25 protein-coding genes, 1 tRNA gene and 1 pseudogene are annotated in these 26,899 nt (G+C 41.6%); 17 read left to right on the top strand and 10 right to left on the bottom strand.

Annotated features, from left to right (window positions below):
- The 7 genes and pseudogenes from AACX33_RS18615 to AACX33_RS18585 all read left to right on the top strand — a co-directional run.
- Positions 1-242: pseudogene (locus AACX33_RS18615) on the top strand (photosystem II D2 protein (photosystem q(a) protein)); the annotation flags it as partial.
- A 591-nt stretch (positions 243-833) separates the two neighbouring features.
- Positions 834-1,115 (top strand): 4a-hydroxytetrahydrobiopterin dehydratase, encoded by a 282-nt coding sequence (locus tag AACX33_RS18610; RefSeq protein WP_194002830.1) that lies wholly within the window; start codon positions 834-836, stop codon positions 1,113-1,115.
- Between the two features lie 367 nt (positions 1,116-1,482).
- Positions 1,483-3,225, top strand: a complete 1,743-nt coding sequence (locus tag AACX33_RS18605; RefSeq protein WP_194002828.1) for an iron uptake porin — start codon at positions 1,483-1,485, stop codon at positions 3,223-3,225.
- A 183-nt stretch (positions 3,226-3,408) separates the two neighbouring features.
- The gene (locus AACX33_RS18600) at positions 3,409-3,846 is read left to right on the top strand and encodes an Rrf2 family transcriptional regulator (RefSeq protein WP_194002826.1); all 438 of its coding nucleotides are present in this window, start codon (positions 3,409-3,411) and stop codon (positions 3,844-3,846) included.
- A 51-nt stretch (positions 3,847-3,897) separates the two neighbouring features.
- A complete protein-coding gene (gene cysK / locus AACX33_RS18595) occupies positions 3,898-4,860 on the top strand; it encodes a cysteine synthase A (RefSeq protein ID WP_194002824.1) in 963 nt (320 codons plus the stop codon).
- A 448-nt stretch (positions 4,861-5,308) separates the two neighbouring features.
- Complete coding sequence (locus tag AACX33_RS18590) at positions 5,309-6,007, top strand: J domain-containing protein (protein ID WP_194002822.1); 699 nt, start codon at positions 5,309-5,311, stop codon at positions 6,005-6,007.
- A 181-nt stretch (positions 6,008-6,188) separates the two neighbouring features.
- Positions 6,189-7,061: a 6-carboxytetrahydropterin synthase gene (locus AACX33_RS18585; protein ID WP_194002820.1), complete on the top strand. Its 873-nt coding sequence runs from the start codon at positions 6,189-6,191 to the stop codon at positions 7,059-7,061.
- A 139-nt stretch (positions 7,062-7,200) separates the two neighbouring features.
- On the opposite strand, the gene AACX33_RS18580 is transcribed toward AACX33_RS18585, so the two are convergent.
- On the bottom strand, positions 7,201-8,121 hold the full coding sequence (locus AACX33_RS18580) for a class I SAM-dependent methyltransferase (protein WP_194002817.1): 921 nt from the start codon (positions 8,119-8,121) through the stop codon (positions 7,201-7,203).
- 208 nt (positions 8,122-8,329) lie between these two features.
- Here AACX33_RS18580 and mscL point away from each other — a divergent pair, with 208 nt between their 5' ends.
- Positions 8,330-8,764 carry a large conductance mechanosensitive channel protein MscL gene (gene mscL, locus AACX33_RS18575; protein WP_194002815.1) on the top strand — a complete coding sequence of 145 codons (435 nt, stop codon included), beginning with the start codon at positions 8,330-8,332 and terminating at the stop codon, positions 8,762-8,764.
- Positions 8,765-8,794: 30 nt separating this feature from the next.
- On the opposite strand, the gene AACX33_RS18570 is transcribed toward mscL, so the two are convergent.
- Entirely contained in the window at positions 8,795-10,471 is a 1,677-nt protein-coding gene (locus AACX33_RS18570) for a DUF3352 domain-containing protein (protein ID WP_194002813.1), read from the bottom strand.
- A gap of 799 nt (positions 10,472-11,270) precedes the next feature.
- On the opposite strand from AACX33_RS18570, the gene AACX33_RS18565 reads away from it, so the two are divergent.
- On the top strand, positions 11,271-11,504 hold the full coding sequence (locus AACX33_RS18565) for a DUF3134 domain-containing protein (RefSeq protein WP_194002811.1): 234 nt from the start codon (positions 11,271-11,273) through the stop codon (positions 11,502-11,504).
- A gap of 109 nt (positions 11,505-11,613) precedes the next feature.
- Here AACX33_RS18565 and AACX33_RS18560 read toward each other — a convergent pair whose 3' ends face one another.
- Entirely contained in the window at positions 11,614-13,017 is a 1,404-nt protein-coding gene (locus AACX33_RS18560; RefSeq protein WP_194002809.1) for a 1-acyl-sn-glycerol-3-phosphate acyltransferase, read from the bottom strand.
- A gap of 69 nt (positions 13,018-13,086) precedes the next feature.
- Between AACX33_RS18560 and AACX33_RS18555 the strand changes: the two genes are divergently transcribed.
- Positions 13,087-13,728 (top strand): DUF938 domain-containing protein, encoded by a 642-nt coding sequence (locus AACX33_RS18555; protein WP_194002807.1) that lies wholly within the window; start codon positions 13,087-13,089, stop codon positions 13,726-13,728.
- On the opposite strand, the gene AACX33_RS18550 is transcribed toward AACX33_RS18555, so the two are convergent.
- Positions 13,729-13,801: transfer RNA gene (locus AACX33_RS18550), tRNA-Ala, on the bottom strand.
- Positions 13,802-13,857: 56 nt separating this feature from the next.
- On the opposite strand from AACX33_RS18550, the gene trhO reads away from it, so the two are divergent.
- From trhO to AACX33_RS18515, 7 genes are all read left to right on the top strand, one after another.
- Positions 13,858-14,754, top strand: coding sequence for an oxygen-dependent tRNA uridine(34) hydroxylase TrhO (gene trhO, locus AACX33_RS18545; protein ID WP_194002805.1), 897 nt, complete (start codon positions 13,858-13,860; stop codon positions 14,752-14,754).
- 161 nt (positions 14,755-14,915) lie between these two features.
- Entirely contained in the window at positions 14,916-16,694 is a 1,779-nt protein-coding gene (locus AACX33_RS18540) for an ABC transporter ATP-binding protein (RefSeq protein WP_194002803.1), read from the top strand.
- A 102-nt stretch (positions 16,695-16,796) separates the two neighbouring features.
- On the top strand, positions 16,797-18,140 hold the full coding sequence (locus AACX33_RS18535; RefSeq protein ID WP_194002801.1) for a nucleotidyltransferase domain-containing protein: 1,344 nt from the start codon (positions 16,797-16,799) through the stop codon (positions 18,138-18,140).
- Positions 18,112-19,533: a tetratricopeptide repeat protein gene (locus tag AACX33_RS18530; RefSeq protein ID WP_194002799.1), complete on the top strand. Its 1,422-nt coding sequence runs from the start codon at positions 18,112-18,114 to the stop codon at positions 19,531-19,533. The genes AACX33_RS18535 and AACX33_RS18530 overlap by 29 nt, the downstream gene beginning before the upstream one ends.
- Positions 19,533-20,234 carry a glycosyltransferase family 2 protein gene (locus tag AACX33_RS18525; protein ID WP_194002797.1) on the top strand — a complete coding sequence of 234 codons (702 nt, stop codon included), beginning with the start codon at positions 19,533-19,535 and terminating at the stop codon, positions 20,232-20,234. Before AACX33_RS18530 ends, AACX33_RS18525 begins: the two co-directional genes overlap by 1 nt.
- Positions 20,235-20,252: 18 nt before the next feature.
- Complete coding sequence (locus AACX33_RS18520; RefSeq protein ID WP_194002795.1) at positions 20,253-21,014, top strand: NAD-dependent epimerase/dehydratase family protein; 762 nt, start codon at positions 20,253-20,255, stop codon at positions 21,012-21,014.
- A gap of 32 nt (positions 21,015-21,046) precedes the next feature.
- The gene (locus AACX33_RS18515; RefSeq protein ID WP_194002793.1) at positions 21,047-21,751 is read left to right on the top strand and encodes a glycosyltransferase; all 705 of its coding nucleotides are present in this window, start codon (positions 21,047-21,049) and stop codon (positions 21,749-21,751) included.
- 1 nt (position 21,752) lies between these two features.
- Here the strand turns inward: AACX33_RS18515 and AACX33_RS18510 are convergent, their stop codons facing one another.
- The 6 genes from AACX33_RS18510 to AACX33_RS18485 all read right to left on the bottom strand — a co-directional run bounded on the left by AACX33_RS18510 (position 21,753) and on the right by AACX33_RS18485 (position 26,896).
- Complete coding sequence (locus AACX33_RS18510) at positions 21,753-22,445, bottom strand: glycosyltransferase family 2 protein (protein ID WP_194002791.1); 693 nt, start codon at positions 22,443-22,445, stop codon at positions 21,753-21,755.
- 3 nt (positions 22,446-22,448) lie between these two features.
- Positions 22,449-23,480, bottom strand: coding sequence for a hypothetical protein (locus AACX33_RS18505; RefSeq protein WP_194002789.1), 1,032 nt, complete (start codon positions 23,478-23,480; stop codon positions 22,449-22,451).
- Positions 23,481-23,500: 20 nt separating this feature from the next.
- Positions 23,501-24,598 (bottom strand): serine kinase, encoded by a 1,098-nt coding sequence (locus AACX33_RS18500; protein ID WP_194002787.1) that lies wholly within the window; start codon positions 24,596-24,598, stop codon positions 23,501-23,503.
- Complete coding sequence (locus tag AACX33_RS18495) at positions 24,595-25,605, bottom strand: nucleotidyltransferase family protein (RefSeq protein ID WP_194002785.1); 1,011 nt, start codon at positions 25,603-25,605, stop codon at positions 24,595-24,597. Before AACX33_RS18495 ends, AACX33_RS18500 begins: the two co-directional genes overlap by 4 nt.
- Before the next feature lie 24 nt (positions 25,606-25,629).
- Positions 25,630-26,079: a PqqD family protein gene (locus AACX33_RS18490; protein WP_194002783.1), complete on the bottom strand. Its 450-nt coding sequence runs from the start codon at positions 26,077-26,079 to the stop codon at positions 25,630-25,632.
- Positions 26,080-26,233: 154 nt separating this feature from the next.
- Positions 26,234-26,896, bottom strand: coding sequence for a class I SAM-dependent methyltransferase (locus AACX33_RS18485; RefSeq protein ID WP_194002781.1), 663 nt, complete (start codon positions 26,894-26,896; stop codon positions 26,234-26,236).
- Positions 26,897-26,899 lie beyond the last annotated feature (3 nt).

The raw sequence follows: 26,899 nt of genomic DNA, 5'->3' as shown, positions 1-26,899 counted from the left end.
TTGTGCCAGTCACTGGCTTATGGATGGCATCAATTGGGATTGTCGGTTTAGCACTGAACCTGCGGGCTTATGACTTCGTTTCCCAAGAATTACGGGCAGCAGAAGACCCAGAGTTTGAAACTTTCTACACCAAAAATATTTTGTTGAACGAAGGTATCCGCGCTTGGATGGCTCCTCAAGATCAGCCACACAAACAGTTTGTCTTCCCAGAGGAAGTTCTACCTCGCGGTAACGCACTCTAAGATAAAAATCTCATTCCCCATTTTTTATTCAGCCCCCGCCACCAGGCGGGGGTTTATTTATCTATCCAACTAAAATTTCTGTGTTATATTGATTTCAGGTTAATAACCCGGAGCAAGATGCTCTGCCCTTTTAAAACTAAGACCGCTTAGGCAACAAGGAGGTGATGCCCATGATAGAAAGTAGTATAAGCATGGGTCATCAGGTTGCAGTTAGCCGGCTGTGTGCCGGGGCTGTTCTCTAAAAGTTAGCCTTAGTCTCCTTGTGAGATTAAGTTAGCTCAAGTAGCTAGGCTAGAGTTCGGAGTTCCTTCCGGCAGTCTGGTTGCAACCTGAAGACCCGCTAGACCGCTCTGATATTAGATCAACTGATCTAAATCAGAGCGGATAGTCTTTTAGGGGTATTTTTGGATTGATCAATGGTTTCTGTGTAAAGCTGATAGAGAAATCAGGTGAAAGTTTTTTAAACAATTAGAAATTTTGCACATTCATAGCAGCTAAAGTTGGGTATGATCCCGACATATTTTTTGTGTATAAATAGCTAGCATTATGCAGTGCAAGATTTAGCAAAGATGTAAATAGGAATTTTTTCTGATGGCGCAACTACTGACTGATGCAGAAATTCAAGCACAAGCCAGCCGTTTGTCAGGTTGGACAGTTGAGGGTTCTAAGTTGCAGACTACCCGCAAATTCAAAGATTTTATCGCCGCCATTGAATTTGTAAATAAACTAGTAGAACCAGCTGAATCTTCGGGGCATCATCCAGACATAGAAATTTCTTATAACAAAGTCATTATTAACCTGACAACACATGATGCAGGTGGGTTAACGCAAAAGGACTTTGAAGTAGCTGAGATAATTTCTCTAATCAGCTAAAAATTTGGGGATGAAAAACCCTAATTATGGGCGAGATCACAAATTCAAAAAAACTGGGAACATATAAATTCTGTGATCGTCTCATGTTTTCAAGATGTTGTATGTGACAGTTAATCAAGCGATCGCTCATATGTTGCCATATACTTCAGATGCCTTATAATGGTATGCTAAGAAGCTGTGTTTTTGCATTAGTTAATCACATTAATTTAATTCTTAACTTTTAAGTTAATCAGTTATTAGCCTGGCAAAAACTAAAATTGTAGTAGTGGCAACTATGCCTCATCAAAAGAGTTTAACAATTGTTGGATTCTTGAGACTAAGTGCAACAACAACAATTATCTATACAAGGTGTGAGGAAAAAGTGAAGATGTCTAATATCTTGTGGAAATCCCTGGTAGTTAGCCCAGCAGTCTTGGGAGCAACATTGTTAGTTTCGGCCGCAGCAGTTGCAGCTCCTAGTACCACCATTGAAGTTTCGGCAACTGAACAACAAGCCGCTACTGAAGTTGCTCAACAGCCAGAAATCTTTGCTCAAGCAACCAACGATACTAATGTTATTAACCAAGTTAATAGCTACAGCACCGAAGGCAAACAAAATACTACTCTGTCTCAAGTCACATCGGTTTCCCAGTTTTCTGACGTACAACCGACAGACTGGGCATTCCAAGCGTTGCAGTCCTTAGTTGAGCGCTACGGTTGTATTGCTGGTTACCCAAATGCGACTTATCGCGGTAACCGGGCTTTAACCCGTTACGAATTTGCTGCTGGTTTAAACGCCTGTTTGGATAGAGTTAACGAATTGATCGCCACAGCCACAGCTGACATGGTGACCAGACAAGATTTAGCTACCTTACAGCGTCTACAAGAAGAATTTTCCGCAGAATTGGCAACTCTACGGGGTCGTGTAGATTCCCTAGAAGCGCGGACTGCTGAATTAGAGGCAAATCAGTTCTCCACTACTACCAAGCTGGCTGGTGAAGCAATTTTTGCTCTTACCGATGCCTTTGGTGATACAGCTGGTGACAACAATAACACTGTTTTCCAAAACAGAGTGCGTTTAGGCTTGCAAAGCAGCTTCACAGGTCGTGATGTTTTGACCACCCGTTTGGTCTCTGGTAATGCAACTCCCTTGGATCTGGGTACTGCTACACCTTTTGGTGTAGGTGCGCCAAGTGGTGAAGGTCTACAAACCTTTAACATCAATAATACTGGTGGCAACAACGTTGAGATCGACAGATTAACCTACCAAGCACCTATAGGACCAGCCCAAGTTTACCTCGCGGCTAACGGTGGTAAACACAGCCATTATGCAGCAGTTAACAACCCCTACTTTGCTGACGGAACTGATGGGGGTAACGGTGCTTTAACTACCTTTGCTTCGGAAAATCCCATCTATCGCGTCGGTGGTGGTGCAGGTCTTGCCTTTACCTTACCCTTTGGTCAAGGTGGCGGTATCCTCAGACCTAGCTCATTAACTGTAGGTTACTTGGGGTCAGAAGCTAGTAATCCAGACGATGGCGCTGGTGTATTCAACGGCAACTACGGCGCTCTCGGACAGTTGAACTTTAGCCTTGGCGATCGCTTGGCTCTAGCTGCAACCTATGTTCACGGTTATCATGGTGCAGGTAGCACTATCTTTGACTCAGGCACAAATAGCTCTGCTGTCGTAGGTACTTCCATCGCTAACCTTGGCGGTATCGATAGAGTCAATACTAGCCCCAACCCATTCGCCACTAATTCCTACGGTGTTTCCGCAGCCTTCCGACCCAGTGACAGATTGTCCCTGAGCGGTTTTGTCTCCTACACCGATGTCAATGGCTTTGGTGCTAACGACAATAGCGAAGTTTGGAGTTACGGTGTTGGCGTAGCTTTACCTGACTTTGGTAAGAGAGGTAATGTCTTAGGTATCTTTGGTGGTGCTGTTCCCTATGCACGCGGTATCCAATCTGGCTTTAACAAAGTTCCATACCAAGTTGAAGGCTTCTACAAGTATCGCGTTTCTGATAACGTCTCAGTTACTCCTGGGGTAGTCTGGGTAAGCAATCCCGGCCAGAACAGCGACAACGACGATGCATTTATCGGTACTCTCAGAACAACCTTCACCTTCTAGAGTTTTGCAAATCTGCTCAAAATTTTCAACTTAAACTTCATTACGCCCCGCGACTACGCGGGGCTTTTTGTTGTAAATCAAAGTAAAGAACAAACCCCAGTGGAGAACCGGAGTATACTAGAAAAAGTTAAGAGTGATAAGTCTGTTTAACTTTTTCTTGATCCTTTACTTATATTGCTGCTTGTGGAACTATCCTGTAAATCTGAATACGCCATTCTTGCCTTAATCGAGATGGCCACTCATTATCAAAGCGGCGAACCGATGCAAATTCGCCAAATCGCTGCCCAACAAAGCATACCCGACCGCTATCTGGAACAGTTACTGGCGACCTTGAGGCGCGGAGGTATAGTCAAAAGTCAACGTGGTTCCAAAGGGGGCTATTTTTTGACGCGCGAACCCTGGAAAATTACAGTCTTCGATGTTTTAGAATGTTTGGAAGGGCTAGATGTGCGAACCTGTGAAGAAGATGCCAATCCCAAAAGTATAGATACTTCTGTGATCAAAGAAATCTGGCAAGAAGCTTGTCAGGCGGCAAACTTAGTTTTACAAAACTACACACTTCATGATCTTTGTGAAAAAAGAGATTCTCGCCGCCAATTGGATATTATGTACTACATTTAGTCCCAAGTATTTTGGACTGTTGACTGATAACTAAATAAATAAGGAATAATTATGAAGATTGCGCGTAACATTACAGAACTTGTTGGTCGGACACCTCTAGTACAGTTGAACCGCATCCCCCAAGCTGAAGGGTGTGTGGCTCAAATACTTGTGAAACTCGAAAGCATGAACCCATCGGCATCAGTCAAAGACCGCATTGGGGTCAGCATGATCAACGCCGCCGAAGCAGAAAAGTTGATTACTCCGGGAAAAACCTTATTGGTAGAACCAACATCGGGAAATACAGGTATTGCTTTAGCTATGGCCGCAGCAGCTAAGGGTTATCGGTTAATTTTGACAATGCCAGAAACTATGAGTGGGGAACGCCGGGCGATGTTGCGGGCTTATGGGGCAGAATTAGAACTCACACCGGGAATTGAAGGCATGAGTGGGGCAATTCGGCGCGCCCAGGAAATAGTTGATACTACGCCACATTCTTATATGTTGCAGCAGTTCCGCAATCCAGCCAATGCGAAAGTGCATCGGGAAACTACAGCCGAGGAAATCTGGGAGGATACAGATGGACAGGTAGATATGATTGTGGCAGGTGTGGGTACTGGTGGTACGATTACTGGTGTAGCGGAAATTCTCAAAGTCCGGAAACCGAGTTTTCAAGCGATCGCTGTTGAACCAACCAATAGCCCAATATTATCGGGAGGGCGACCAGGCCCCCACAAAATTCAAGGAATTGGGGCGGGGTTTGTACCTCAAGTTCTGAAAGTAGAACTGATTGATGAAGTGATTACCGTCAGCGATGACGAAGCGATCGCCTATGGTCGGCGTTTAGCCAGAGAAGAAGGGCTACTATCTGGTATTTCCACTGGTGCAGCTTTATGTGCAGCCATTCGTATTGCCCAACGTCCAGAAAATGAAGGACGCTTAATAGTCATGATTCAGCCCAGTTTTGGAGAAAGATATTTAAGTACACCTTTGTTCCAAGACTTGGAAGCTAAAGTAGCCGCTAGTATCAGCTAACGTTACCGAAAAATTGGGTTTAAGGTTCCCCGTTGTTCTACAACGGCTTTTAATTGATTAGTGTACCAATATGCTGCTATACTCATAATAGTGGAAAGGTAATCAACCACTTAAAAAACCTAGCTGTCGAGAGACAAAGCACTGAACCTTCTCCCAAAGGGAGAGGCTTCGCCAAGATAATTAAATCTATGCGGTTCTACTGCATTTTTCTAGTTTCCTCCTAGCAGTAGGTAAAAGATTTATAGGGGCTAGACGACTCGGAATTTTGAAACCAATTGTTTCAAACAAAACAGGACTTGCACTCATGCAAATAGGGTAGGGCATACCCGAATTAACGCTTGGGGAGAATCCCACCTCTGGTCTAGATGACGCAAGGACTCTAGGTTAAGTGGTTTCGTTGAACCAAGAATCCCCGTCGATTTATCGCAGGGAGTGTCAAATTAGATCAATGGTCGATTTTAAACAGGTTTTTAACCACTACGAAACGCTCAAAGTTAATGCCAATGCTAGCCAAGCGGAGATTAAGCAATCTTATCGCCGCTTGGTAAAGTTGTTTCACCCTGACAGCAATCAGCAAACAGCAGATAAAGAGCAGATTATTCGGATCAATGCAGCTTATGAGGTCTTAGGAGACAGTCAAAATCGTCTCAGCTATGACCAAAAACTGCAAGAAGATTCCCAAAAATTAAATAGTAGTTATCAACAGCGTGCAGCATCGGCTCAAAAACGTTACCAGACAACACGAACCGGACGTGATGCTGATGAACACGTTGAAGAATGGCTGCGCCTAGTTTATCAACCAGTCAATGAGCTACTTGATCATATTCTTAATTCTCTAGACGATCAAATTGAGGAACTAGCCGCCGACCCTTTTGATGATGAATTATTAGAAGAATTTCAAGAATATTTAAACACCTGTCGAGATGACTTGAAGCAAGCCCAACTTACTTTTCGTTCTCTCCCAAATCCCCCCAGTTTAGCCAGAGCCGCAGCTTATCTGTACCATAGTCTGAGTCAAGTCGCAGATGGTGTAGAAGAGTTAGCTTACTTTCCTTTGAGCTACGATGAGCGTTATTTGCATACAGGACAAGAATTATTCCGGATCGCTGCTAGATTGCACTACGAGGTACAAGAATCTGTAAGTTAATGGTTAGTGGAAAATCAGTAAATCATCGTGGTTTGCAAATTCGTTAGCGCTAAAGCGCAACTACGAGCAAATTCGGTCAGGAGGTAATTACGAATTTAGCCTCACCACTGGTAAAGAAATTAGTTTATGCTGGAATATAGTGAAAGTTTAAGAAATTTTAAGCTCTGTTTACATAATACTCATGCAATGTATTGTTAATCGCCGCGCTCAGTTTTCGGCTAGCCATCGCTATTGGTTACCAGAACTGAGCGAAGCCGAAAATACTGAAAAATTTGGTGCTTGTTCGAGATTTCCCGGACATGGACACAACTATGTTTTATTTATCTCCCTGGCTGGAGAATTGGATAAATATGGCATGGTACTCAACTTGTCTGATGTGAAACACGTAATTAAGCACGAAGTTACCAGCCAATTAGACTATTCTTACCTCAATGATGTGTGGGCAGAATTTCAAGAAACTTTACCCACGACTGAAAATATTGCACGGGTGATCTGGCAGCGTTTAGTACCGCATTTACCCTTAGTCCGCGTGCAGTTATTTGAACATCCTGAACTTTGGGCAGATTATATAGGAAACGGAATGGAAGCCTACCTCACCATCAGTACTCACTTTAGCGCCGCCCATCGGTTGGCTCATCCTCAACTCAGTAACGAAGAAAATTCGCAAATTTATGGTAAGTGCGCCCGTCCTCATGGTCACGGACATAACTATCATCTAGAAGTCACTGTGAAAGGAGAAATTGATCCACGCACCGGGATGATTGTGGATTTAGGGGCTTTAAATCAGGCAATTGAAGACTATGTGCTAGAAGCATTCGATCACACTTTTTTAAACAAAGATATCCCGTTCTTTGCCGAAGTTGTACCCACTGCTGAGAATATCGCACTTTACATTAGTAATTTACTGCGATCGCCTATTCAGGAATTGGGAGGTACGCTTTACAAAATCAAACTGATCGAAAGTCCCAATAACTCTTGTGAAATTTACTGCACAGAATCGGATGCAAATACTGTCAGTGCAGTACAATCTGAGCCAGTGTTAGCGCGTATATAGGATTTAGCTTGATTCTGCCCCTACAGCCATACGCGCCGCGATATTAAGATGGTGTGATGCGTTGCAGTCATCAAATACAGAACCTCACCCCCAACCCCTCTCCTGATCAAGGAGAGGGGAGAATATAACCATAAATAAATCAGCTACTTACTTGAGCAATCACAGTGCGGTGACGAGGGGTGTTGCTGGTGATAGTAGGCGCTTGGAAACCAGCTTCAACTAAGGCTTGCTCAATGTCCAAAGCGAAATATTGATCTAAATAAGGTTCAGTACTTTTGAGCAGCGTCAAAATGTAGGGGGGCATTTTCTTGTAGATTTCCGATTGGGGATTCATGTCCATAATTGCCAAGTGACCACCAGGACGCAGCACCCGCCGGATTTCGGCAAAAATATTTCTGGTTGCTGACTGGGGCAATTCGTGGAACATTAAGAAAATAGAAACTAAATCAAAAGAAGCATCTGGTAACCCAGTAGATTCAGCTGCGGCATGAAGCCAATTAATTTGAGCTTGACGCTGTTGGGCGCGGTAATTAGCAACAGCTAAAAAGTAAGGCGATAAGTCCAAACCTGTAATCTGAGACTGGGGATAAACTTCTTGCAAGCTAAAGGTACTCAAACCCACACCACAGGCCAAGTCGAGGATATTTTGTGGTTTATGAGGAAGGGACTTTGTGAGAATATCGTGGTAACTTTGACGCAGTTTAGCATCTCCTTTTGCTCCTGCATCCGGCCAAATTCCGGCATGGACGGTACTCGCAGCCACTTCTAACTCAAAAGCAGGTTGCCAACTGAGGTTTCCATCTTCGTAGGCATGGAATGCTCGGAAGTAGTATTCTGGATAAGAGATTTGAGAATTTTGTATTTGAGCTAATTCTTGTGTCCAATCACGCGCCTGTAAGGTTTTGACTTCTTCTGTCCAAGGAACGCCAATTCTTTCAGCGCGTTTAATCATCATTTGCCTAGCTTGATACTTGGCGAGATTGGCTAAAGGTTTGATAGCCAGGATACCATTGACCAAACGAGAGGCTAAACCAGGAGTTGTTGTTGCAGCAGCAGTCATAAATTTTTTAGTTTGCGTTGAAGGGACTATTTCACTTATGACTTAATTATTGCAGGCTAGTCTATCGCTTGATTTGGTTGTCACTAGACATTTAATTTTTTATTCTGGCCAAGGTGGGATGTTCTCTGGATCTTAGATTTGTAATATTCCGATAACTTAGCCAAATCTGGCGCAAGTGAAAAATTACAACAATTCTTGAGAGTCAAGTATGGCCAGAGCAAGAAAAAGAGCCAACGGTTTTTTCAGAGATTTTAAAGAATTTGCCTTGCAAGGTAATGTCTTAGACTTGGCGATCGCTGTGATTATTGGTGCTGCTTTTGGTCGGATTGTCACTTCCTTTGTTGGGGATGTGATTATGCCATTGATCAATCCCTTGGTTGCTGTAAAGGGCGAAGATTGGAGAACAATCACTGTGGGGACAGGAATCAAAATTGGTAGTTTTTTCGGGGCGATCGTTGACTTTCTGATCATTGCTTTGATCATTTTCTTAGCCGTGCGGGCTTTACAAAGATTTAAAAGACAAGAAGAAGTCGCAGAAGAAACCGCACCACCAGATCCCAATGTCCTAGCGCAGGAAAGATTAACTGGGGCTTTGAATAGACTGTCTGAGACTTTGGAATCTCGCAATACTCAGGTTTTGTAGAGATTGGGGAGTTTTTTATCCCCAAATCCCCTACTGAGCAGTTTTCGGTTTCAGAGCCAATAATATCTCCAATTGACCGATAGTTTTGTCGGGACTGGTGAGGCTGACACCAAAACCATGAATGGAACTCAGGACTGTGTTAGCCTCGGAGGGCAGAGGTTGTCTTTGTGCCACAAATTGATTGACTAGGGACGCAGTTTTGTCTGCATTTACATAGAAGTAACCAGCATTGGGTTTTTGCAGTGAACCAGTTACAGCTTTGAAGTTGTCGCTACTATCGAGTTTGGCAGTATTTTGCGTGGCGATCGCTTCAGCTACGGAACCACCAATTGCCAAAAATACGGTATCTTGATTTAGCCAACCATGAGATAATGAGGTTCCTTGTCCGGGCATTTGCCATTCAGTTACATCTTTACCGCCGATATTTTTGTTGGTAACGTTGATTTGTTGAGTTTTGGCGAGGTTATCTAGTTTGCTCAAAGTGGCTAATGCAGTTTGGCGATCGCTCGTTTCTAATACTAATGCTCCTCCAAACCCCAAATTCGCCAACATACCTTGATTCGATGGAATAGCCGCAAAGGCAAATTCTTGATCCATCCACCCAAAAATGTCTTTATCTAGGTCAATATTGACAAACTTCAGTTGCCCCCGTACCTGTTGTAATATTTGGTTAAATCCTGGATCATCTTGAGACTGTTCTACAATGGTTGACCAACTCCGGTTAATCCCATGACCAGTCATCAAAGCAAAGGTATCCAAGGGTAATTGACCAACTATTTTTGCCGGACTTGCTTTATACTCGAATTTGTTCAATTGCGGATCTAAATTAGCGATCGCCTTCATCCGCACTCCCTGCTCATCAACCCCAACACGCGCCACTATAGACTTTACTTGTTTAAATTGTTTCAGCGTTTGTGGTGGTAATTGCCTAGCCTGTGGACTTGCAGCTACCCATTTTTCCATCATTCCTGCATAGTCTGGGATGTAAACTTGAGCGAGAATATTTTTCACATCTGCGTTAGCAGTGAGAATCTTTTTTGCACCTTCTTGACTAGCGAAAGAGGGCTGTCCTTTGAAAGTTTCAATAGCCTTTTCTACAGCTTGCTTTTCAGGAGCTAATACTAAATGATTATTATTTAAAACAGCACTATATGTCAGTCTGCCATTTTCTGTAACTTCTGTGATTTTTTCACCTTTGTAATCAGATTCCTGAACTTTGATACCTGCTTTTGATTTTAATTTATTGGCAAAAGTCAAGGCATTAAGTTTATCTTTGATACCGACTACCATCAAGATATTAGATTCTGGCTGTCCCTTGCTCACCGAATTAGGCTGATTCGATTGTGCAAGTTTAGTCGGATTAGGCGGCAGTACAGCCACCATCACACCCCCAACCCAAGGCTTTAAATCTTGTTCGTATGAAATATTACTTGCACTAAAAAAATCTTTTTGAAAATCTTCTAACCCTTTCGCTAGTAGCTTTTGCGCTTCTGGAGTCCCAAATTGTTCCAATTTCGCCCAGGCTTGGGGGTCAGTAGTAATGTAAGTTGCCATAAGTGCTGTAGAAGGGACTAATTTAGCACTGCCTAAAGCGCTGGAACTATCTCCAGATGGTCCTTTAAAATATATATAAGCAGCTACACTTCCCGCCACGAGTACAGTAGCACCAACAGCAGGAATTAAAAAATTTGCTTTACGTTCAGGCATTATTACTAACCTTGTTTATTCAAATTGTTACCAGTTAAAATGTTATTACGGTGAAGAACTCGTTGATTCTGACTCAAGTTTCCTCCATAATGCAGTGATCACTCTTACCTGTGATCTATTCGCCCAAAGTCATATAAAGTCCGGTTAATTAGTGACGATTACCACAATCTAGTACAAGTTGGCGTAAATAAACAGACCATTCAAAATCCATGAAAAGCCCATTTTATAAGCTTTTTGACTTTTGACTTTTGACTTTTGACTTCACGGCGGTACTAGTAACCCATTCCCAACTCCTAAGCGCCAGCCAGGAGGGGATATCAAGCCTATATTTGGCGGTATTTCGGGTTTAATTAAGTGTTCAAACGAACTTGACAGAACTCATACATCGTCGAGGTTCCGAGCAAATCCGAATTTTTCTCGAAAAAATATGAATTCTCAGAATAACAGTATTTCTTGCTAAACCTGATTTATACTTAGAGTGTTGTTAACTTATAATGAGTAAGCATAATTGTTTCTATTGCTTAGATACTATAGTTGGTCACATCCTATAGGGTTAATTGTACTGGTATTGTAGCCAAGATAACTAGGAAATGCCAGTGGAAAAATCTAAGTTTTGAGATATGCGATTTGGGCAAGTAAATCAAGGCTAAGATGTCTACTATAATTTACACCTCTACTCTTGTTGGTGAAAACCTGCATGAGCAAGTTATGTCTTAGATCCAAGAATCCCCGTGCGTTTACGCCGGGGAGTGTCAATTCCAGCCACTCTAGTTTTTACCATTAAAGGTGAGTTTTTTGTATGCCTAACGGCCCTTTGAGTGAAGAACCTCGTAACCAACGAGCCACTGTAATTCGTACTAGTAATGAGTTTGTTTTGCTAGAATGGCTAAAGTCAAATGGTCGTCTCATAGAGCGTGAAGCTCAAGAATCTCAGCGTCTGAGTCAAGTAGAAGAAATCTCTGAGATGATTGAGCTTGATGATATTCCTTATGATCATGACGATGACGATTCAGATATGGATTTAGACGATTAACAGGTTAGGCGGTAATCTCCAAATTTCCGATTGAAAGACGGGGTTTTTCTCCAAAAACCCCATTTTTACTCTGCTACCGGGAGTCCTCAGTCTGGCATGATCAAAATGACTAATGACTAATTAACGTTTCCAATGCAGTTTGTAAGTCTTTTGTCAACGCATTCACAGCTTGACGAGTTGCAGAGCGATCGCCTTGAGATTTTTCCCAGCGTTCAGTCACAGAAATTGGTTCACCGACAGTAATCATCGCCTTCCTCAAACCTAAGCGAGGCCTTCCGGGGAGAGTAGACTCCTGAATACGAGATAGCAGATCAAACATTAATAATGTTGTTTCTGCGAACCTTTCCGCCGTCGGTTTCTCCTGGATATAATTAGCACTCACAGCCACAAAACTTTCCACTATTCTCATATGTTGCATCTTCAAATCTGCTTCTGACGCAACCCAATCTGCTAAACCGCGTTTGAAGGGTGACAAAGCATTGATATCTGCTATATCATCGCGGTAAATGTAATTCCAACCAGCTTCCTCTAAACGACGACAACGATCAATAAAATTTCCTTGGGCTTGCACTCCAAAATATGCTTCAGCAACCTGTAAAGCTTTATCCATTAAACGATGTAATCTGGCAATTAGAATCTCATTAGGACTCGCAGATTCATCAATCGATATGGTTTTGGGGATGTCTTGATGATGAAAACGGCGATAAAACTCTTCCATCTCGGTAATCAAATATTCACCCAGGCGACAAAGGCGTTGATAGTAAATTTCTGGAGTCGCAGATTGATCTACAGGTTCCAAACCGCTATCAGCTTCTAATTTAGTTAATAGCCAATGCAGTTTTGACCAAGGCGGCTCAATGTAATTATACTGAATACCAACCGGCACAATCACCACAGTCTCAGAACGATTGGCTTTTTGCAAATCTTCTACACACCAGAACCCTAATTGAGCCACACCGGGTTCTAAAGGACTGACAATTTCACTATGACCATTATTACCTCCTTCTGGTGCGACTGCGATCGCCATTTCACCATTACTAAACAACTCTCTTGCTGTTTGAATAGCTTGTCGATCTACTCGCCGACCACGACGAATCGGGACACCCCCAACTTTAGAGAATAACCACCCCAGCCAATCCCCCGCCCACACAGTCATCCCTCGGTCATAAAGAAAGTAGCTGTGAGTGCGTTGTTGCAGTTTAATTCCCTGCTGACGGGCAACTTTAGGCAAAATGTAGGACAGTAGATATAGCATACACAGGGGGTCTTCTACCTCTGGATGACGAAACGCAATCAAAAAGCGAATTTTGCCAGCCTGGAATTGTTGATAAAGTTTAGCTAATGTCTCAACATTCTCAGCTTCAATCTGGACAATCCCAGCAGGTAACCACGGTCTAGTCCGAAAACGTAGCACCACAGGCAATAACCATCGGAAAATTTGCAGTATAACTGGGTTAAAGCTTTGGGGAATAAATTTGAGTGGTGGTTGGGTGGAGTTGATTGATTTAGGCAAGTGACTCTCCAGATGAGAATATGAATTTGGTGTCACGCAGAGGCGCAGAGGCGCAAAGGACGGAAAAATTTGGATAGGAAGAAACCGGAGGATGCGCGACAATACGCGCCAGCAACGCAACGTAATCGTGAACCTATATTAGAGGTGCTTTTACAAGTGTTACCTGAGAATGGGACTATCTTGGAAGTGGCTAGTGGTACGGGTGAACACGCTGTATTTTTTGCGCCCCGTCTTCAGCCTCGTGAATGGCTACCTTCTGAGCAAAATCCGTTATTACGCGCTAGTGTCACCGCTTGGGCTGAAGAATGTCCATCAGATAATCTTTATCCGCCTTTGGAAATTGATGCTAGTGCGCCAATTTGGGCAGTAGAGCAAGGTACATTACCTCACTCACCCATTGTAGCTATAGTTAATATCAATATGATTCATATTTCACCTTGGTCAGCTTGTTTGGGACTAATGGCTGGTGCTGGTCGAATTTTGCCTCCTGGTGGAATACTATATCTATATGGGCCGTTTAAACAAAACGGGGAACATACTGCACCGAGTAATGCAGTGTTTGATCAATCTTTAAAGGAGCGAAATCCTGCCTGGGGTGTGCGTAATTTGGAGGATGTCATCGAAGCAGCTAGTACCGAGTATCTGACTCTGAAACAAACTTACCAAATGCCAGCTAATAATCTGTCTGTAGTGTTTCAACGTTGTGAATAGTGGAGATTAGCAGACTCGAACTGCTGACATCCTGCTTGCAAAGCAGGCGCTCTACCAACTGAGCTAAACCCCCATAAAATAGAAAAAGCATTTGCTACTTTAGTTAAAGATTATATCATTGCTCAAGAAATGAAGCAAGAAAATATCCAAGTGGTGGCAGCCCTTTATAAATTTGTCAAACTGCCCGATTTTGCGGAAAAACTCGAAACTCTGCTATCTTACTGCCAATCACAAGGCGTTAAGGGGACAATTTTATTGGCAGCAGAAGGCATTAACGGCACAATTGCTGGGTCGCGTCAGGCGGTTGACTCTGTTCTGGCATTTTTGCGTGCTGATCCCCGTTTAGCAGACTTAGAACATAAAGAGTCGTACACAGAAACACAGCCCTTTGAACGGATGAAGGTGCGGCTAAAACCAGAAATTGTCACTATGGGTTTACCAGAAGTTGACCCAAATCAGCAAGTGGGTACTTATGTCACTCCCCAAGAATGGAATGATTTGATTTCTGATCCGGAAGTAATTGTGATTGACACCCGTAATGATTATGAGGTTAATATCGGTACTTTCAAAAAGGCACAAAATCCTCAAACTAAATCATTCCGAGATTTTCCCGAATATGTGAGTCAAAACCTCGACCCCAATCAACACAAAAAAGTCGCGTTGTTTTGTACTGGCGGGATTCGTTGTGAAAAAGCCTCATCTTTCATGCTTTCCCAAGGCTTTGCCGAAGTCTATCACCTCAAAGGCGGTATTCTCAAGTATTTGGAATCAGTACCCACAGAGTCAAGTTTGTGGGAAGGCGAATGTTTTGTATTTGATGAACGGGTAGCCGTGCGTCATGGGTTAGAGTCAGGTAGTCATGAACGATGCTTTTGTTGTGGACATCCCATTTCTGCGGTAGATAAAACTTCTTCTAAATATGAGGAAGGTATGTCTTGTCCTCACTGTTTTGATAGCCTCACTGAAGAAAAAAGAGTGCGCCAGCATGAAAAATGGAAACAATATCAATTAAGTCGTAATTCGTAACGATGGTTCGCCCCGCTAGAGGTATTTGTTAAAAAAGTATAAAGACTAAATAGAAGGGCAAAAATACAAGGGAAACTATAAAGATTTTCAAAATCTCGCACTGAGACTCTATATGTAGTATTTAGCTGCTTATAGTGGCTTAGTTTTTCCAGGATGCCTTAATGACAAACATCAAACGTGCAATTAGTCTAGTTTGGCAAAGTTCTCCAAACTGGATGATTGCTAATGTAATTTTAAATGTAATTCAGGGTATATTACCTCTGGTATTACTTTACATCATCAAACTAATTGTAGATCGCATTGCTGTAAGTATCAGCATTAACGATAAACAACAGATTTTTGCAGATATTACCTTTCTGCTCATCAATGCTGGGGCAGTTATATTATGGATCAATTTTAATACTGTAATTGCCGAAATATGCTCTACAACCCTATCGCAGAGGGTGACAGACTATATGCAGGTAACAATTTTCCGAAAAGCGATCGCCATTGATTTAGAATCCTACGAAAGCCCTGAAAAACAAGATATTTTGGAACGTGCTAAGTGGGAAGCACCACACCGCCCCACCCGAATGTTAAGCAATTTAACTACTGCTTTTCAAAATATTGTTTCTTTGACAGTAATCTCTGGATTATTACTCTCATTAAATTGGGTGATATTTGTAATTTTGTTGGTGGCTTCAATACCAACAATGTTTATTCGCTTTTGGCAATCAAAATTTATCTACAAATGGCAGCGTCGTCAAACTGAAATAGAACGTAAAGCTAACTACTTTGGACATTTAATACTAGGAGATCAACCTGCCAAGGAGATTCGACTATTCGGTTTAGGCGATGTATTTATTCAAAGATTTTATCAATTTAGGCAACAACTATTTAAAGAGAAACTTGCTATTACAGTCCGACAATCTCTAATGCGATTAATTGCACAGGGTTGTACTGGGCTGTTGATGATAGGAACCTATGGATTTATTATTCATCAAACAATTTACGGTAAGTTTCAATTGGGTGATTTAGTTTTATATAGTCAAGCATTTCAGAGGGGACAAAATGGACTCAAAGAATTGATTGCTAGTCTAGGCGGACTGCATGAAAATAATTTATTTCTGTCGGATATATTTGATTTTCTATCTCTCCCAAATGGGATGTATGAAACTATGCAGCCCAAGCCAGTTCCATCTAAAATGCAAAAGGGTATTGTTTTTGAGAATGTGACCTTTCAACATCAAAATTCGTCTAGGAAGGCAATTAAACAAGTCAATCTGAAAATTGCCCCTAAAGAAGTGGTGGCACTGGTTGGTGAAAATGGTTCTGGCAAAACTACCCTAGTGAAATTGTTTTGTCGTCTTTATGATGTAACTAGCGGTAGTATTACTATTGATGGAGTTAATATTAAAGACTTTGCTATCAATGATTTACAGCGTCAGATTAGTGTAATTTTTCAAGACTATACCTGCTATCAACTCACAGCCAAGGAAAATATCTGGGTCGGTAATATTGATTTATCACCTGATTCACCAAAAGTTATGGAAGCATCTCAATATTCAGGTGCTGATTCTGTTATTAAGAAGTTACCGCAAGAATATGAAACTTTGTTAGGTAAATGGTTTAAGGGCGGAGAACAATTGAGTGGTGGTCAGTGGCAGAAAATTGCCCTGGCGCGTGCTTTTTTGCGAGATGCTCAGTTAGTAATATTAGATGAACCGACCAGTAGTATGGATGCTTATGCAGAGGCGGCGGTATTCCAGAAATTTCGAGAAATCATGGGCGATCGCGCAGTTTTGCTAATTACCCATCGACTGGCTACTGTGAGAACAGCAGATCGAATTTATGTGTTGCATGAGGGCGAGATTGTTGAAAGTGGAACTCACGATCAACTCATGTCTCTCAATGGTAAATATGCTGATTTATTTACAACCCAAGCTAAAAATTATCGATAATACAGCACATTTGATTTGAGTAGGTACGCAAGGGCGGGCAGGATGCCCACCCCACAAGATTTATCATAATTCTGAAATCGGCTTTTTTTGTGTAATGAAATCATGGATAAGATAATATCTGAAACTCCTAAAAATAGTTTATCTCCGGAAGTAATCGCTTTACTTGCTTGTCTCAAGTTCCATTTTCACACGACAACTGTTAACGAAGTCAGGGACTTACTAAGAGATGATCTTAACTGGTCTAAATTGATAGAAATTAGCATCGCTCAGGGTGTAATGCCTCTGCTGTATCAAAGTCTGAAGGAAATTGATGATGTCCCTCGCTCGGTAATGATGCAACTGCAAACACTCAATCGCATGAATGGATTGAATAATTTATCTCAAACGAAAGAGCTGTTAAGGATTTTGACGCAATTAGAAAAGTCAGGAATTGAGGCGATCGCTTTTAAGGGAGCGGTACTTGCAGCATCAGCTTATGGTAATGTGACGTTGCGCCAGTTTAATGATCTTGATATTTTGGTGCGGCGACGGGACTTTTGGCAAGCCAAAGCAGTTTTAATGAGTCAAGGCTATGAGTCTAATTTCTCAGAGGAGGCTGAAATTGATGGCTTCGAGACAAATTTGCAAATCTCTATGTCTTACAAAGCCTCTGAAGCAGAGATGTTTAACGCCAGATTTGAGCCATCATTGCTGCATAGTAACCCAAAACGTAGTATTGACTTACATTGGGGTATTCCACCGAGACGGACTTGGAACCCGAACCATTACGATCGCCTTTGGGAATATTGTCAGCCCATGACACTGATGGGTCAATCTATCAAAAGTTTCATTCCAGAAATAGCGTTAATTATTCAAAGTGTTAATATTGCTAAGGATTATGGATGGTTGCGATCGCTTAAACAAATTTGTGATCTTGCCCAAGTGATCCAAGCATATCCTGATTTAGATTGGCACTTAACTTTGCGACTATCTTCAGAGTTGCGGTGTGAGAAACTATTTTTACTGGGAATCTATATAACTCAAAATCTCTTCAATATTTCTGTACCAGATCATATTGTATCAAAATTTATTCAGATTAAATCCCTGGATACACAAATTGCACTGTTCAATTCTCTAGAGAGTAAGACAGATAGCACTTTACACCAAGCATTATATGAAAGTAGACTAATATCGGCTTTCCGCAATCTGTATTTAGTGTATATCTCACCATTAAAAACCCTAGATAGTTCATTAAATCCTTGGGGACTTGATCAAAGACTTTCAATGAGTTTATTATATTTGTATTTTCTGATCAGGAGATTATGCGTACCGAATGAACGCGATCGCCAATTTTTAAGACTTCCTCAGCAATTATTTTTTCTGTATTACTTTGTGCGTCCCATCCGCGTATTATGGGAATACGTATTGCCAAAACTCTATGAATCTGGAAATAAACAAAAACAATAACCAAGACAACCCAGCTTTCACCCAATTTAAATTAGGAAATGCTTGGCAACTGCGCGGTGACTTGGAAAATGCCTCCGCTCGTTATCAGGAAACCTTAATACTGCAACCAGACTTTTTGCCTGCCTATCAACAATTGGGCAATTTGATGCTCAAGCAACGACGGACAGCAGAAGCGATGGATTACTATGATCAAGCTTTAGCTATTGACTTTGATGCCACTGATCTTTCTTTTTATTATCAATGTTTGGGCTGGCGAAAACCTAGTAATTACACACAAATTATTCCAGATAAAAAAGCAGAAAATCTTTATTTTTCTACTAAAAAAACACCAAGTATAGCCACAGGAAAAATTAATCTCGGACAACAAAGAGTTTTTGCTCCTCATCGTAGTGGTTGGAATTTTGCAATTCAAGCGCTAAGTTCTTTACACAATCCCCAAGGTGTTTTGTTTGATGGCTTTCTAGAAAATCAATTTCTTTTTCAACATCATCACTTTGGTAGAAGATCGCCCCGGATATTAGCAAAAATGCGGGCTGATGAAGTTTTCGATAGTTTAGCGGACTCAGAAGAAAAGGGTATAGTACCTTATAAAACTCCTTGGGTGGGATTTATGCACAACCCCCACAGGATGCCCATCTGGTTCCATTATCACAGATCGCCCCAAAAACTATTTGAGAAGCAAATTTGGCAAGATAGTTTGCCTCATTGCGTGGGATTGTTTGCACTATCTCACTATTATGGCGATTGGCTGAGGAAAGAAACAGGTAAACCAGTTTCGGTATTAATCCATCCCACGGAGATTCCCGAAAAACAATTTGATTTTAATCAATTTATTGCCAATCCTCAGAAAAAAGTGGTGCAGATTGGCTGGTGGTTGCGGAAATTACATTCGATTTATCAATTACCTCTAGCTAAAGGTAACTCTCTTGGTTACGAAAAAGTCAGATTAGGTTTTTTGTTTGAATCATCAGAAAAAATATTAGATCAACTAATGAAAATTGAAGGGAGGATTTATAAAATTCAAGTTGATCCAGCTTATGTTGAGAATACAACTGTTATTGAACATATTCCCGACGATGCCTATGATGATCTGCTGTCGATGAATATCGCCTTTGTGGATTTGTATGACTCTGGTGTAAATAATGCAATTATCGAATGCATTGCCCGTGCTACACCAATACTAGTTAATCCTATTCCTGCTGTCAAAGAATATCTAGGTGAAGAATATCCGATGTATTTCCATACTCTAGAAGAGGCGGCAGAAAAAGCATTGGATACGGCATTAATTTGGGAGACACATCAGTATCTTAAGTCCTGTGAAACCAGACAGAAACTTTCGGCTGATTACTTTCTTAACAGCTTTTGTACAAGCGAAGTATATAAATCAATCTGATGAATTTACCTTTAGTTAGCGTCATTATTCCCTGCTATAATCGAGAGCGCTATTTAGCTGAAGCTATCGAAAGTGTTTTAGAGCAAACCTATCCTAACATCGAGTTGATTGTGATCGATGATGGATCGAGCGATCGCAGTGGCGAAATTGCCCAAAGCTATCCCCTGAAATATCACTATCAAACCAATGGGGGGATCGGTGCTGCTAGAAATGCCGGAATTGCAGTAGCCAATGGTGAATTTCTCGCCTTTCTCGATTCTGATGATATTTGGGTTAAGGACAAACTAGCAAAACAAATGGCGGTCTTTGATACTCATCCAGATATAGAAGCAGTCTTTGGCTATGCTCAAAATTTTTATAGTCCCGAACTAGATGAAAACTTTAAAAGCAGGATTCGCTGCCCAGAAAAACCAATTGCGGCGCATCTTTCTACTGCTATGTTAATCAAAAGATCGCCTTTCTTGAGAGTGGGAAAGTTTGACACCAATCTCAAAACAGGTATTGATATTAGTTGGTATATCTGGGCGATGGAACATCAACTTCAACAAATTACAATTCCAGATGTGGTCTATTACCGGCGGCTACATGAAAGCAATAATGGAATTACAGCACGTCAATACGCAAATGAACGACTACACCTGATCAAAGCCAAGCTAGATCGAGAGCGTGCAAAACAGAGAGTTTTAAACAAAGAATCTTGAGGAGGCGACAGCACTACTATGTTTGACTTTCTGAGAACCCGTGAATCGACAACAAAGAAATTGATTTTATTAACCGGTGCTGCTGGAAACATTGGGACATCTCTACAGCATGAACTGAATGGTGATTATCAATTTCGCTGTATTGATCGCCGTCACGTTCCCCAAGCCAAAGATTTCCGTCGTGTGGATATCACTAACTTTAAAGCTGTTCTTAAAGTCATGGGTGGTGTGGACGCGGTAATTCATCTAGCGGCAAATCCTAATGTTGACCAACCTTGGCAAGATGTTTATAGTAGTGGTATCGGTGGGACTTACAACATATTTGAAGCCGCCCGTCAATCGGGAATCAAAAAAATTATCTATGCCAGCACCAATTATGTTTCAGGATGGCGGGAAGTGGAACAGGAATCTCACATTACCCCTGAACAGCTTGTGCGTCCTGATTCTCTGTATGCAGTGGGGAAAGCATTTGGTGAAGCTTTAGGACAATATTTTAGCGATCGCTATGGGATGTCGGTGATCTGTTTGCGGATTGGCTGGTTTCACACTGAACCGAAAATTTATGCTCCCAATGATCGGATATTATCAAACTGGTGCAGTTCTAGAGATTTAGCACAAATAGTTAGGCGATCGCTAGAGCATGACAATCTTGGTTTTCAGATTTTTTATGCTGTTTCTGGCAACACCCGCCGCTATTGGGACATCAGCAATGCTCAAAAACTGTTAGGATACGAACCTGAAGATAATGCGGAAATCTACTTCAGGAGTTTTCTGAGCTAAATTAAGGAAATATCTTTGCTTTTAGGAAAATAATGAGTCAGCCCTTGGTTAGTGCTATTATTGCAGTTCAAAACGGCGAAAAATATTTAGCTCAAGCAATCGACAGTATTGTTGGTCAAACCTACCCAAAAGTTGAGATATTAGTCATTGATGGCAAGTCTACCGATTGCACAGCAGCGATCGCTAAGAGCTATCCTCAAGTTTTATACTTGCGCCAGACTGGTAAGGGTTTAGCTGATGCCTGGAATACCGGACTAAATGCTGCTAAAGGAGAGATAATTGCCTTTTTAGATCATGACGACTACTGTACTTCCAACAAGTTAGCATTACAGGTAGATTACTTAATTCAACATCCAGAAGTGCAGGCTGCGATCGCTCATGCCTGCTTTATCTTAGCCGACCCAACACAACCTATCCCCACCGGATTCAAATCAAAACTGCTCCAAAAAGAACAGGTTGCCAGAATCCCAGGTACTTTAGTAGTATATAAAACAGTCTTTGATTTGATCGGTCAGTTTGATCCAAATTTAACAATTGCCAGCGATGTAGACTGGTTCGCACGGGCAAAAGACCAAAATATATCTATGTTTGTAATACCTGAAGTTCTTCTCTACAAAAGGGTTCATAATAATAACCTTTCTGCCAATGCCTTTATCAACAATCAGGAAATTTTAGGTGTTTTAAGAAAATCAATTAAAAGACAAAGGACTAATCAAGGCATGGATAAAATACATTAGCTTATTGAGGTTGGCGCGATTGACGAGCGATCGATTGCTTGATCATTTTCAACATCTCAGATTTGTAAGATCCTGCCATCAGCCATGATAAATTAGAGCCATGAAATCGTCTTAATGTCAGGATTTCATTGATATTAAACATGGGGATTTTCGCATCTTTGGCTCGCCATAGCCATTCTGTATCCTGGCTGACAGGATAATCAACAGAAAAATCTCCAACTTGACTAAAAACAGATTTGTGAACCACCATTGTGCTGGGAATGATCAGTTTCACCTCTTCCCAACTGGGATCATCTCTCAGCCAAGGCGGAAGTTGAGTATTTGAATCTAAGAAATTTATCGCCTTTGTACCTGTGATCCCAATATCAGGATTTTCCAGCATATAGGCAATTTGAAGACTGAGTTTATCTGGTTTCCAGAGATCATCTGCGTCCAAAAATGCGATAAACTCACCCTGAGCAGATGCGATCGCCACATTGCGAGCAACTGACACACCTTGATTTGATTGATAAAAATACTGTACTTCTGGATAACCACGCACAATTTCCGCACTGTTGTCTGTTGAACCATCATCCACAACAATAACTTCAATCGGGCGATAGGTTTGAGCAAATACACTGTCAAGTGTTGCGGCTATATAATTGGCGTAATTATAGAGAGGGATAATGACAGTAACTAAAGGGGAATGTTCCATAACTTATTTGGATATTTCTGCTAAAAAACCGCGTTTGATTAGGTGTTGAACGCCTGCTGGAAAAAATTGATTGTGTCTTGCATCTGAAATATAATGAATTAAAGCTGTCCCTCTCATAATTGGACTATTGGTAAATTGGTGAAGATCGGCGAAGAGTAAATCTAATGGTTTATTAGACCAACATTTCAGAGCTTGTCGCTGTGATTCACGCCCCAATAGCAAAGCATAAATAGTTTGCTCCATCACCCACCAGCATAGTGTTTGGTTGATATCTTCTGAGTTTATATTAACGGATTCATCAACGTAGCCGACACTTTCTAGTATTAAGTCTTTGGGAATATCAACCAACTTGTGTATTGCTGATTCTATAAATTCCAGGTCTAAAAATTTTGATTTTTGATACCCGACAATACCTGCATTAACGTTATTAGCAGGATATAGTCCTAGCTGGGCTTCCATAAATTTTTGATTACGGACATAGGCTCCAGAACCACCATATACATAGAATGGCAAAATGTTTTGGACACACTTTGTAATAACTTTGGATTGCTTGAACCAGAGAATATCAGAATCCATAGTCAGAATATATTCACTCTGGGAAAGGAGTAAAGGATGCAATAGTTTTTTGGACATCACATGATGCCCTACAAAAAACTGACACATCGGATAACCTGTGAGAGCGTCTCGGATCTGATCATCATTATTGGTGTTTACTATACAGTGTGGAAAGTGTTCTTTGTATAGCTCAATCATTTCAGATGTGAGAGAGCCATCGTTTTGAATAACTAATCTTGGAGATAGACCTGAATAGTAGAAAAAGGATTTTAGTGACCAAAAGCTGCGGAGAAAATCCTTTTTACAAACCAGCATATGTAATTCAACATTACACTGCTGCGTCATGATCAAAGGTTTAGTTTTAAATATCTCTTCGTAGAGAGATGGGCTTGGCTTGAGTTGAGATAATTTTGCAGAAAATCTCTCAAAAATCAAATAATTAAAACCTTTTTTAATTAAACTTTTAACGACTTTTTTCATAAGATGAAAATTTATGATCTCTAAAGTTGTGAGAGTAGATCCAAAATCACATTTGGGATTTGGGTGACATCAGTACCAAGTTCCAAAACATAGCAAGGAACTTGCTTGACTAAACTTGACATGATTTGTAATGCTGTTTGTCCACTACCAGCTAATTGAAAGATGGTACTAGGGGCTAGGGCGCGTAAGGCTGCTCCTGCACTGATGGGACGGAGATGGGTATCTAGTTTCCCTGTGATTTGAGGCACTAGCACGGCTTTGATGGGAAATCCTTGTACGATTTTTTGAGGATGGTGTTGATGCAAAAATAGCATTGCTTTTTCATTCTCTAAGCGATCGCGATTATCCACTAGATCGGCTAAATGGGGAAATCGTTCTAGATCCGCTTGTCCTTTTAATTTGGAGGTGTTGTAGAGGCTATAAACATAGGGTTGAGGATCACTGGTGACTAAACAATAATCATCACTGGCATAGAGCAGGGAACTATTGATACAGGTGAGCGCCGTGGAAGATTTGCCAGATCCACCTTTTCCTGCTAACAAAACTCCCCCATCCGGATTGCCGATCGCACCTGCGTGAACATATTGATGTTGGCGGTGATCGCTTGTCCACCAGTTCAAGATGGTTTGCAGGGGTGAACCTTTTTCCCAATAAGGAATATCTTCAGCATTGTCAATCCAATAACAAGCTAAATTTTGCTCTCGATCTAGCACGCTGAGAATGTTGGGGCCAATATGAAAATTGCTGCGAATGCGATCGCCATCATAGGCTTTGATCTCTTTGCGTGGACCCAGATAATCTGCCCAATGCCGTCGAATCAGAGTTAATAGACTATCAATTAATAACGGCAATTGTGTTTTAGTTGAGACATTATCCCACAGGCAAATCGTGAGATCAGGCTGGGGAACTGGGGCTATAGAGAGATGGGACAATGCAGGGGTAATCTGGGGAATCAGCCCCTCTCCCGCAAATCTCAGACAGATATTATACTTACCGATGGCATAAAAATACTGCACCTCTGTGGAAATCTGAGCAGCTCTCTCAAAGCCTGTATATACCAGTTGGAAATAAGCAAGGCGATCGCTCTCAGCAATACTCAGATTAGGGTGAAGGTTCATTTCAATAATTCTAAGGATTGGACAATCATCGAACGAATCATAGAACGGCGATCGCCATCTAAAACTCGATATTTTACCCACTCCGTATTGGCGATCGGCATTTGCCAGAGAGCCGGTAATACCCAACTTGGTAATTCTACTGAAACTAACTGCTGCAAAAGCTGCAACATATTCCGCACAGGCAAGATCATTTGATATCGCTGTGCCTGTGTAATCAACCTAATCCAATCGTTGTTTGGGAGATTCGCAATTAACAGGAAAGCATCTGCAATCCTGTGTATCTGTGGATTTGATGATTTAGTCCGCTGTCTAAAAAACATTCGCGCGCATCCATCCAGGAACTGATCCGTTGCACTCAGCCGCCAACCCGCTTCACTGCTCCAATCCGCAGTTGCATAATGCCACACCTGCCCATCCGTATAGTCTTGGGGAATTGCCCAAAACAGATGTTCTTGCAAATAAAGCCGTAAATTCAGCGATGAATCACAATTGTGGCGTAATTCCTTAAATTGTTGCTTACTACCATCAACGCTATGCCAATTTAGCGAGAGCAAATGCTCGATTGCTGTGTCTAAACAATTGCCATCAAGCAAGAGATGGAAGCTAGAAATTGGGCGGTAATTCTCGATTTGATTTTTACCTATCCCACCCCAAGTCGCATCCCCCAGCACAATCGCCTCAATGCCAATGTCCTTTAAACTAGACAATATTGCTGTCAGGGATTTGAGTTGCAATTGATTAGCATACCAATGGCGGCGATAGATCCCCTTGAGCCTAGCCATATCAGCGTCATCAACTCCATGAGCTAATAAATTTTGGTAAAGTTGTGGCAACAATAAATAGGAACTACTATCTAAAGTTTCTATATCAACTGAATCTCGCCAATCTTGCCAAGCCGTTAACATTGCCTGCTCTTTTAAGAGTGTGGCTTTGAGTAATTGTTTGTGGGACAATTTTAATCGATAACTATCAAAGTAAGCCAGGCGATTGCTCCAGTCTAAACTCATAGTAAAATCAACATATTGTCTTCACTATGAAACCGTCTTCACATTTGGCCATCCTGCATCTACATCCACCTCATGAATCGGATCAAGCAGCAGCAAATCTTCCATATCTGTAAACTTCTCTAGTATCGGTTTCTCAAATTTGGGCTTTTCGGTACTGGTAACTGATTCTTGATCATTAATAGCCCCAGGTGTAATAGTGGCATCAGCAACAATTAATCCCTCATGTTGCAAGTTGTCAAGAAACTCATCAATCGCCTCAGTAATCTCTCCGATAGTCCCATCATACTTTTGTCCAAGTTCTTGGATTATGTCATGGCGCTGAAGATGACGCTCGATACAACTCCACAAATCTGCGCCAGTTTTTAGCAGACTGTAATAGTAACCCCGCTCAAGATCAACAACTACCACTTCTCCATCAATAGTTTCACAGACAACTTGAGGACTATTGACTCGAAACACTTGGCTGTTCTCCATATAAGTTCTGACAACTTGACTATTAATTTTACACAATACCATGCTTTATGGTATGCCATTAGTAGTAATTTTTTATACTAAAAGCTCACAACTTTTGCTATAGAGGCAATTCATGTAGCCATAGGCTTCCCGAAGGGTATTACCTCTACAGAAATTATTTCTTGTGGGCTAGGGTTAAACCATCGGCGATGGGAACTAAACTGAGGTTAATTCGCTGGTCTTGATGCAGTTTCTCATTCAGGGCGCGAATCTTTGTGGTGCGATTGTCTTGGACTTCGGTATCTGCAACTTTTCCTGACCACAGAACATTATCAATCACAATTAATCCACCAGGACGGACTAATTGTAGCGATCGCTCATAATAACCATCATAATTACTTTTATCAGCATCGATGAAGGCGAAATCAAAGGTTTCTGCTTCACCTGCGGCGAGTAACTGATCTAATGTCTCCATTGCTGGAGCAATGTGTAAGTCTATTTTATCCGCTACCCCGGCTGCTTGCCAATAACGACGAGCGATCGCTGTAAATTCTGCACTCACATCACAGGCTACTACCCGACCTTCTGGAGGTAACACCAAAGCCACCGCCAAGGAACTATAACCCGTAAATACCCCTACTTCTAAAGTTTTTTTGGCTCCCATTAATTGCACTAGCAAAGCCATAAATTGCCCCTGTTCCGGTGCAATCTGCATCATCGCCATCGGATGCTGGGCTGTTTCTTCCCTCAGTTGAGACAGGATTTTTGGTTCCCGTAAAGATACTGAGAGTAAGTAGTTATATAGCTGTGGTTCTATTCCCAGTGTTTGATTTGCCATAAT

Source organism: Nodularia sp. LEGE 04288, assembly GCF_963896525.1.
In the GTDB taxonomy this organism is placed as follows: domain Bacteria; phylum Cyanobacteriota; class Cyanobacteriia; order Cyanobacteriales; family Nostocaceae; genus Nodularia.
Note: the sequence above shows the minus strand (reverse complement) of the source record. Positions and strands in the feature narration are given on the sequence as shown.

What these genes read in the sequence shown, in the direction of transcription:
- AACX33_RS18610 (WP_194002830.1), top strand. Translation starts at nt 834, where the DNA reads ATGGCGCAACTACTGACTGATGCAGAAATTCAAGCACAAGCCAGCCGT.
- AACX33_RS18605 (WP_194002828.1), top strand. Translation starts at nt 1,483, where the DNA reads ATGTCTAATATCTTGTGGAAATCCCTGGTAGTTAGCCCAGCAGTCTTG.
- cysK (WP_194002824.1), top strand. Translation starts at nt 3,898, where the DNA reads ATGAAGATTGCGCGTAACATTACAGAACTTGTTGGTCGGACACCTCTA.
- AACX33_RS18590 (WP_194002822.1), top strand. Translation starts at nt 5,309, where the DNA reads ATGGTCGATTTTAAACAGGTTTTTAACCACTACGAAACGCTCAAAGTT.
- AACX33_RS18585 (WP_194002820.1), top strand. Translation starts at nt 6,189, where the DNA reads ATGCAATGTATTGTTAATCGCCGCGCTCAGTTTTCGGCTAGCCATCGC.
- AACX33_RS18580 (WP_194002817.1), bottom strand. Translation starts at nt 8,121, where the DNA reads ATGACTGCTGCTGCAACAACAACTCCTGGTTTAGCCTCTCGTTTGGTC.
- mscL (WP_194002815.1), top strand. Translation starts at nt 8,330, where the DNA reads ATGGCCAGAGCAAGAAAAAGAGCCAACGGTTTTTTCAGAGATTTTAAA.
- AACX33_RS18570 (WP_194002813.1), bottom strand. Translation starts at nt 10,471, where the DNA reads ATGCCTGAACGTAAAGCAAATTTTTTAATTCCTGCTGTTGGTGCTACT.
- AACX33_RS18565 (WP_194002811.1), top strand. Translation starts at nt 11,271, where the DNA reads ATGCCTAACGGCCCTTTGAGTGAAGAACCTCGTAACCAACGAGCCACT.
- trhO (WP_194002805.1), top strand. Translation starts at nt 13,858, where the DNA reads ATGAAGCAAGAAAATATCCAAGTGGTGGCAGCCCTTTATAAATTTGTC.
- AACX33_RS18540 (WP_194002803.1), top strand. Translation starts at nt 14,916, where the DNA reads ATGACAAACATCAAACGTGCAATTAGTCTAGTTTGGCAAAGTTCTCCA.
- AACX33_RS18535 (WP_194002801.1), top strand. Translation starts at nt 16,797, where the DNA reads ATGGATAAGATAATATCTGAAACTCCTAAAAATAGTTTATCTCCGGAA.
- AACX33_RS18530 (WP_194002799.1), top strand. Translation starts at nt 18,112, where the DNA reads ATGAATCTGGAAATAAACAAAAACAATAACCAAGACAACCCAGCTTTC.
- AACX33_RS18525 (WP_194002797.1), top strand. Translation starts at nt 19,533, where the DNA reads ATGAATTTACCTTTAGTTAGCGTCATTATTCCCTGCTATAATCGAGAG.
- AACX33_RS18520 (WP_194002795.1), top strand. Translation starts at nt 20,253, where the DNA reads ATGTTTGACTTTCTGAGAACCCGTGAATCGACAACAAAGAAATTGATT.
- AACX33_RS18515 (WP_194002793.1), top strand. Translation starts at nt 21,047, where the DNA reads ATGAGTCAGCCCTTGGTTAGTGCTATTATTGCAGTTCAAAACGGCGAA.
- AACX33_RS18510 (WP_194002791.1), bottom strand. Translation starts at nt 22,445, where the DNA reads ATGGAACATTCCCCTTTAGTTACTGTCATTATCCCTCTCTATAATTAC.
- AACX33_RS18505 (WP_194002789.1), bottom strand. Translation starts at nt 23,480, where the DNA reads ATGAAAAAAGTCGTTAAAAGTTTAATTAAAAAAGGTTTTAATTATTTG.
- AACX33_RS18500 (WP_194002787.1), bottom strand. Translation starts at nt 24,598, where the DNA reads ATGAACCTTCACCCTAATCTGAGTATTGCTGAGAGCGATCGCCTTGCT.
- AACX33_RS18495 (WP_194002785.1), bottom strand. Translation starts at nt 25,605, where the DNA reads ATGAGTTTAGACTGGAGCAATCGCCTGGCTTACTTTGATAGTTATCGA.
- AACX33_RS18490 (WP_194002783.1), bottom strand. Translation starts at nt 26,079, where the DNA reads ATGGAGAACAGCCAAGTGTTTCGAGTCAATAGTCCTCAAGTTGTCTGT.
- AACX33_RS18485 (WP_194002781.1), bottom strand. Translation starts at nt 26,896, where the DNA reads ATGGCAAATCAAACACTGGGAATAGAACCACAGCTATATAACTACTTA.